Origin of the sequence: Azospirillum brasilense (assembly GCF_003349955.1) — a bacterium.
Lineage (GTDB): Bacteria > Pseudomonadota > Alphaproteobacteria > Azospirillales > Azospirillaceae > Azospirillum > Azospirillum brasilense_B.
Genome location: NZ_QLKQ01000056.1, coordinates 41,902 through 49,594, shown reverse-complemented (window position 1 = coordinate 49,594; position 7,693 = coordinate 41,902). Strand labels below are relative to the sequence as shown.

Here is a 7,693-nt window from a genome sequence, read left to right as displayed (position 1 = left end):
GCCGGATCGACCGTCAGCGTCCCGCCAGCGTAGGTGATCGTGTAGTTCGACAGGCCGCTGCCCTGGGCCGACGATGCCGTGATGGCGTAGCCGCCCACCCCGGCGGTGGCTGCCGTGCCGGCACTGGTCAGCGTCACACCCGTCACGCCGTCGCTGTTCTTCAGGCCGGACGTGGTGAAGCCGGTCAGAGTTGCGGCATCGCCGTAGGTCTTGCTCGCCGCATCGGCCGTGATGGTCAACGCCGCCGGGGTTACGGTCTGGGCAACATCTCCGTAATAGAAGACACGATACGCCGCGCCTTTGGCGCTGGTGACCATGACGTTCGCCGTGGTCAGGCTGGTGATGGTCGGTGTTGCCGAAACGCCGGTGGTCGCATCGACGGTGATCGTCCCGCCCACCAGCGACAGGCTGTCGTCCGCCTTGCCGAAGACATACGCGCCGGGGGCGCTGTGCGCGCCCACCGCGCTGATCGTGCCCGAACTGCTGCCGTAGACCGAGGTCGCCGACACCGCCTTGACCCAGGTCACCGGGACCATGCTGTAGAGCACGGGATAGTAGCCGCCGCTCGGCGGCGCCCACACGGTGTCGAAGTCCCAGCCGGTCGCTCCCGCCATGAAGGACGCTGTATCCTGGAACAGCGCCGTCGTCAGGCCGGTCACCCCCACCAGGGTGGATTGGGAGCCGGCGTGCTCGGTCGTCCCGCTGGTGGTGGTGTCGAAGTAGGAGGAGGTGATGGTGCCGCCGACGTAATATCCCGCGAAGCCACCGATGAGCGATGAGCCCGATACGGCCTTCGTGGTGTAGGACTGGTCGATCGAACCGCTGTTCATTCCGACAAGGCCGCCGACCGACATGTTGCCGGAAACGGCGCCGCCGGTCGCGTAGGATTGGGAGATGCTGCCCGAATTCAGGCCGGCGAAACCACCGGTGTCGGTGCCGATGGTCGCCGTCACCGCTCCGGTCGCGTAGGACTGGCTGATGGCGCCGGAGTTCTTGGCGACGAAGCCGCCGACCGTGCTCCGCCCCGTCACGTTCCCGGTCGCGTAGGATTGGGTGATCGTGCCGGCGTTTTCACTGACCAGGCCGCCGATCTCGTCACCGCCGAGCGCGGGCGCCTCCACGCTCGCCGTGGAATAGGACTGGGCGATGGTCCCGGTGTTCCTGCCGACGAGGCCCCCGACGGAAAGCCCCTGGACGCTCCCCGTCACGTGGGCGTTGGTGATGGTGCCGTTGTTCTCGCCGACGAGCCCGCCGACCGTGATTCCGTTACCCGTTATGGAAACATCAAGCAGGCCGAGGTTATGGATCGAGCCGGCCGCGCCGACGACGCCGAACAGCCCGTGGTTCGCGCTGTAATCGGCGGGAGCGATCGTCAGCCCCCGGATGACGTGGCCCTGGCCGTCGAGCGAGCCGGTGAACGCCGCCGAGCCGTCCCCGACCGGCAGGAACCCGTGCCGGTTTCCGCCGATGCGCCACATGCCGGAGGCGTTGCTGCCGCCGGTCTCGCCGGCGTCGATGTCAGCCGCCAGCGTGTAGGCGGCCGACAGATCGAGTTGCATCAGCTGAAGCTGGTGGGCGTTGAAAATCGTGGTGGACTGTTCGGAGCGCAGGAAGGGCCGTGTCTGGCCTTCGACCATGTACCAAGCGTTGGCGAAGTTGAAGGAGGCGTAGGACACGGCGGAGAAGGCGTCGTCCGTTTCGATGCCGACGTTGTTGGAGCCGCTGCCGTCGCCGATGTCGCCGGCTTGGCCCGTCGTGCCCTTGTCCCAATAGCTGTCGCGGATGGTGCCGTTGGCTTGCCGGCCGGCGAGCCCGCCCGCCTTGCAGTTGCTCGACGTGCAGGTGGCGCTCAGCGTCACCCGTCCCGTGGCGTAGGCGTCGCTGATCGAGGCGTAGAAGCTGTCGCCCACGAGACCGCCGATGAAATGCTCGCCATCGTCGGCGCTGATGGTGCCGGTGACCGATCCGGTGGCGTAGACCTTGCTCACGGAGGCGTCCTCGGCCCCGCCGAGCAGCCCTCCGGCCTTGTTCACCGTCGCCGTGACGTCACCGATCGCATAGCTCTCCGAAAGCGATCCCGCCCCTCCGCGCAGGGCGCCGATCAGGCCACCGACGGTGGACGCGCCGCTCACGCTCCCGGTCGCGAAGGCCTTGGTGATGCTGTCGCTGTCGCTGTCGCCGATGAGACCGCCAACCGATTCGGAGCCGACGACCGTGCCGGTCGCGTGGACGGTTTCGTAGGTTGCGTTCGAGGACCCGCCGACGAGCCCACCGACGTAAGACCCGCTTCCCGTCACGTTGCCCGTGGCGTAGGACTGCCCGATGACGCCATGGTCGTTGGCGCCGATGAGGCCGCCGACCCACTCGCTTCCCGTCACGCTTCCCCCCGCGACGTAGGCCTGCGCCACGGTGCCGAGGGTGGCGCCGGCAAGCCCGCCGACTCTGCTCTTGCCGATCACGGTGGCGTTGACGAGGCCGATGTCGCGAAGGCTGCTGCCGCTGCCGAGTGTCCCGAACAGGCCGACGTCATCGGTGTCGGGGGCGTTGATCGTCAGGTTGGCGATGCTGTTGCCCAGACCGGTGAAGGTTCCGGTGAAGGTGCCGGCCACCACCGCGGCGGTGTAGGTCGTTCCCGCCGCGTCCAGGCTTTGTGCCAGCGCGTAACGCCCCGACGGTCCGGTGGTCTCGATGTCGTCGAGCGCCGCCATGTCGTGGATCAGGGTGTAGGACTGGAGCGCCCCGGTCTCGCCGATCCGCAGCGTGGCGTTGGCGCCCGACAGCGTCACCGATCCGGCGCTGCCGAAGCTGTATCCCTTGCCCGCACCGTATTGGAGGACCAGCCCGGCGGCGCTTCCCGTCGCAGTGATCGGGGCGTTGACGACGATGTCGCCGTCCGCGGCCAGGGTCAGCACCGTGTCGGCGGACCACGCCACCGGCGCCGCCACGGTGATGGTGCCGGCCTGGCTGCCGCCGGAGCCGGTGGTCACGGTGACGTTGGCCGAGGCCAGGGCCGCCGTCAGGGTGGCAACGCTCAGCACGCTGTCGTCGCCGTTGGCGGACAGACCCGAGACGTTGCCGTCCGCCGCGGCGGAGATCGTCAGGTTGTAGGGGTCGAGCAGCAGCGTCCCGGTCTTTCCCGACGCCGCCCTCAGATCGGCGGTTCCGGTGAAGGACAGCAGCGCCTTGCCCGACACCTCGACACTGCCCCCGTTGCCGCCCGTCCCGGCGCCCCGCGCCGCGATCGTGCCGGCGAAGTCCGTGCGCTCGTCCGACCACACCACGACGCTGCCGCCATCCCCGGCGATGCCATCGGCGGACAGCCGCGCCCCGGCGGCGACGGTGGTCGTCTTCGCGTTCGCCACCGTCTCCTTGAGCGTCTTCCTGGCCGCGTCCTTGCCGCCCTGGTAGTCGCCGCCGACCACCACCGCGCCGCCACGGCCGCCCGAGGCGTCCAGCGAAGCCGTGCCGGTCAGCGTCACCGCCGCGCCGGTCACCGCCACCGTGCCGCCCTTGCCTGCGGTGCCGCCCTTGCCGGCAGCGCCCTTTGCCGACAGCGCTCCGCTGACCGTGGTCTTGCCGCCGGACACCCGGATGTCGCCGCCCTGGACGGCGCCGTTCTCCGCCGTCCGGGTCGCGGTGATGCTGCCCCCGGCCTCGACCGTGCCGCTGTCGCCGGCCGTCAGGAAGACGCGCCCTCCGACGCTGGCGGTTCCGGTGGCGGCGATCACGCCGCCGGTGTTGCCGGCCAGGGCGTAGACGTTGCCGCCGTTGGCGCGGATCTCCGCCGCCGCCGCGGTGATCCGACCGGAGGTCGCCGCCGCGGTGTCGGCCCCGCCGACCTTGACGTGGAACTTGCCGCCCTCGACCGCACCATCCTTCACCAGCACCTCGTAGCCGGCGGCGAGGCCCACCGTGCCGTTGGGGGCGGTGATGGTGCCGCTGTTGCCGACCTCGCGCGCGATCAGCGCCACGTCACCGCCCAGCGAACCGATCGAGCCGGCGTTGGTCACCGTCGCCTTGGACGTGCCGGAGAAGGTCTTGTCCCCGCCTTTCAGGAACGCCGTGTCCGAAACGTCGAGGGTGGAGGCGGTGAAGGACCCGCCGGCGAGGACCTTGCCGGTCGGCCCGACCGCCACGCCGGCGGGGTTGACCAGATAGACCGAGCCGGTGGCCGTCAGGGAACCGTCGATGCGCGACGGGATGTTGCCGGTGACCCGGTTCAGCGTCGCGCCGCCGCCGTTGTTGATGGCGACGCTGTTCCCCTTGCCGATGGAGAAGCTGTTCCAGTTGATGACCGCGTTCTTGGAGGACTGGTCGATGATGACGCTGGTGCCCGAGGGCGTGGCGATGGACACCGCCCCGGCGGCGACCGACGGGCCGGACGGCAGGGACTGCGCCGCGACCGGCACGATGGCGCTGGCCATCAGGGCGACGCTGGTCATCAGCCCCAGCGACAGTCTGGCCAGCGGCCGCCCGTTCGGGGACGGTCCGGAGAAGCAACGCGGGACAGGCCAGACCGCGAGTGCGGAGGGGAAAGCATGGCGCCGCTTCGCCTTAGGGGCGCCGGCGGGCGCAACTGGAGCAGACTTGGCTGGAGCAGACTTGGCCGGAGCAGATTTGGCCGGAGCCGTCTTGGCAGGACACGTCTTTCCGTTCACAGCGCACCCCTGTCGTTCCGCGTGCCGGCGCTCCGCCGACGCGGGCACTCCCGGACCGCTCACCGCGACGATGCGGGGCGATCCAGGAAAAAGTTGCGGCGCGTCCTGTCGGAACACTCAATGGTTATAGACCATACGGGGGTAGTCAAAGGACCGGCACCCCATGAATAGGGGGGTAAACGTCCCTTCCGCTCTCCGTCCGGAGCCCCCCATGAATAGGGGGAGCGGCCTCGCCACCCTCGATAGGGGGTTGTTGGCGCGGTGAGCGCCGATTATCGTCTCCGGCGGATACCCCAGGTTTCACGCATGATGGCGGCGGCGGCAGCCGGTCCGAGCCATGCCGTTCGAGGATCGCAGACAGTCCATGGCATCGCGCCCGGCCGACGAACCGCTTTCCGGTTCCCGCCACGTCACGGTCGTTCTGGTCGAGGACGATCCGCCGACGCGCGATCATCTGGCGGAGACCCTGATGGCCGGGCGCGGCATCGAGCTGCAGGCGGTCGCCGGCACGCTGGCGGAGGCCCGGACCGCCTGCGAACGGTTTCTCCCGACCGTCCTGGTCACCGACCTGCGGTTGCCCGACGGCCACGGCGCCGCACTGATCCGCGAGGTGCGGGAGCGTTACCCGGCCACCGAGATCATGGTGATCTCGGTGCTGGGCGACGAGGACAGCGTGGTGACGGCGATCCGCGCCGGGGCGTCGGGCTACATCCTCAAGGATTCCCAGCCCGTGGACATGGTCGAGGCGGTCCATGACCTGATCGAGGGTCGGTCGCCCATCTCGGCCTCCATCGCCCGTTACATCATCCGGCGGGTCCAGGACGGCTCGTTCAGCCCGGCGAAGAAGCCGGCGCCGCTGCTGACGCCGCGCGAGACCGACATCCTGTGGGGCATCGCCAAGGGATTCACCTACAACGACATCGCCGACCGGCTGGGCCTGTCGCGGCAGACCGTGCCCTCCTACATCAAGAACATCTACCGCAAACTCGAGGTCAATTCGCGCTCCGAGGCGATCTTCGAAGCGATCGAGCGCAAGCTGATCCGGCTCGGAGAGTGAGGCGGTGAGCGCCGGTCTCGCAGGGGTCCGCCGGGATGGGATGGCGGGATCGCTGGCGCGGCGGCGCGGCGCTCTCGCCCTCTTCTACCTGACCATTCTCGCGCTGGGCATCGCCGTCCGCTTCTTTCAATTGCCGCCACCCGAGGGCGGCGTTGCCCTCGATCGCGCCCTGTTCAAACCGCTGGTGGACCTCGACCGGCCGGTGGATGGTCCGGAAACCGCCGTCTCGCTGCCCCACAGCATGGCGGTGCCCGGCGCGGGCCGCTTCGGCGGCGGTCTTTACCGGATGGACTTTGTTCATTCCCCGGAGGATCGCTCTCCGGAAGGCCGCTCTCCCGACGGCGAAACCCCATGGTCCGTTCTGGTGTCGCGCTATTCCGGCCGCATCCTCGTCCGGCTCAACGACGTCCTGCTGTACGACAGCGAGTGGAGGCATTCCGGCCAGATCGTCACCCTGATCTGGCCGGCCATCATCCCGATTCCGGCGCCTCTGCTGAAGGACGGCGTCAACACCGTGGAGATCCGCACGGTGATGGCGTTCGGCAAGAAAAGCTATCTGGGCCGCATCCATGCCGGGCCGGACGGCCTGCTGCGGCCGGTGTACCAGTGGCACAACTTTCTCCTGATTACGCTGCCCCAGCTTCTGTTCGCCTGGGAGATCGCCTTCGGGGTGTTGCTGGTGATCGTCTGGGCCGCCCGCCGGTCCGAATTGTTCTACATCGTGTTCGCCGGTATTCTGTTCTTCAACTCCATAAGCCATCTGGCGCTGGTCCTGCCGGACTCGCTTGTCCTGCCCTCGGTCATGTGGCTGTCCAACCTGTCCTTCTCCTGGGTGACGGCGCTGCTGATTCCGTTCGCCCTCAGCTTCGCCGGCCGCCGGTTGCCGCCCGCCACCCTTCTGCTGGCCGTGTTGCCGTTCGGGACGACCGCGGGATTCTTCCTCCTGCCGCCTGAGCAGCTCCAGACGCTGATCTGGTTCATTGCCTTGCCGATCGCCATGGTCCTGAGCGCCATCGCCGTCGCGGTGCTCGTCCACGCCGCGATCCGGCACCACAACGACGCGGCCCATGTGATCCTGGGCGCCACGCTGCTGGCGGTGCTGACGCTCGTTCATCAGGCGGCATCCCTCTACGGCGCCACCGGAGAGCCCCTGTTCATCAGCCCGTTTTCGATCCCCGTGCTGATGGTCCTCAGCGTCACCAGCACCGTTCTGATGTGGCGTTTCGCGACGGCCCTCAACGCGGTGGACCAGTTCAACGCCAAGCTGCGCCGGGAAATCGCCGACGCGGAGGCGGCCTTGCGTGTCAGCCTGACCCGCGAGCAGGCCCAGGAGAGGGCCATCGCGCTCGAGGCGGAACGCTCGCGCCTCACCCGCGACCTTCACGACGGTCTCGCCGGCCAGCTGGTGTCGATGGTGGCGCTCAGCGGCCGGACAGGCGCCGACGCCCGCGACCTCGGCAGCGCGGCGCGCCAGGCGCTGATCGACCTGCGTCTGGTCATCGCCTCGATGGCCGAGGTGGGCGACGACCCCGGCATGATGCTGGCGAACTTCCGGGATCACATCGAACCCCAGCTTCGCGCTCTCGGCATCACCTTGGATTGGCGGATGCACGCCCTGCCCGAGGCGTCCGGCTGGTCGTCCTCGACGGCGCTGGAGCTGTTCCGCCTGCTCCAGGAGGCGACCATCAACGCCGCCCGACATTCGGGGGCCGACCGGGTGACGATCGAGATCCTGCCGACAGACGACGGGGTGCGCGTGGTGGTCGCCGACGACGGATCCGGCGGCGCGGCCGACCGCCCCGGCGGCTACGGCCTTGCCAACATGAGGCGGCGGGCCCAGGCCATCGGTGCCCGCCTTGCCATCGACACGCAGGCGGACGGCACCTCCGTCGTCGTCGATCTGCCGAGGCGCACGGGCCCCGCGGCCGAGCGTCGGATGACGTAATGGAGCTTGCAGCGCGCTCTGGCTTGGCCGGGC

The 7,693-nt window shown here is 69.1% G+C and carries 4 protein-coding genes; 3 read left to right on the top strand and 1 reads right to left on the bottom strand.

Features of this window, described 5'->3' with window-relative positions; all coding sequences use genetic code 11:
* Positions 1 to 4,442, bottom strand: a 4,442-nt coding sequence (locus tag DXK32_RS22175; protein ID WP_247877282.1) for a beta strand repeat-containing protein, incomplete at its 3' end; no start/stop codon positions are given.
* Here DXK32_RS22175 and DXK32_RS33715 point away from each other — a divergent pair.
* The 3 genes from DXK32_RS33715 (at position 4,348) to DXK32_RS22165 (ending at position 7,660) form a co-directional block, all read left to right on the top strand.
* Complete coding sequence (locus tag DXK32_RS33715) at positions 4,348 to 4,788, top strand: pentapeptide repeat-containing protein (protein WP_432612358.1); 441 nt, start codon at positions 4,348 to 4,350, stop codon at positions 4,786 to 4,788. The two genes, DXK32_RS22175 and DXK32_RS33715, sit on opposite strands and share 95 nt — an antisense overlap.
* 234 nt (positions 4,789 to 5,022) lie before the next feature.
* A complete protein-coding gene (locus tag DXK32_RS22170) occupies positions 5,023 to 5,715 on the top strand; it encodes a response regulator (RefSeq protein ID WP_114860487.1) in 693 nt (230 codons plus the stop codon).
* A 4-nt stretch (positions 5,716 to 5,719) separates the two neighbouring features.
* The gene (locus tag DXK32_RS22165) at positions 5,720 to 7,660 is read left to right on the top strand and encodes a sensor histidine kinase (protein ID WP_247877281.1); all 1,941 of its coding nucleotides are present in this window, start codon (positions 5,720 to 5,722) and stop codon (positions 7,658 to 7,660) included.
* Positions 7,661 to 7,693: the final 33 nt, after the last annotated feature.

What these genes read in the sequence shown, in the direction of transcription:
- DXK32_RS33715 (WP_432612358.1), top strand. Translation starts at nt 4,348, where the DNA reads ATGGACACCGCCCCGGCGGCGACCGACGGGCCGGACGGCAGGGACTGC.
- DXK32_RS22170 (WP_114860487.1), top strand. Translation starts at nt 5,023, where the DNA reads ATGGCATCGCGCCCGGCCGACGAACCGCTTTCCGGTTCCCGCCACGTC.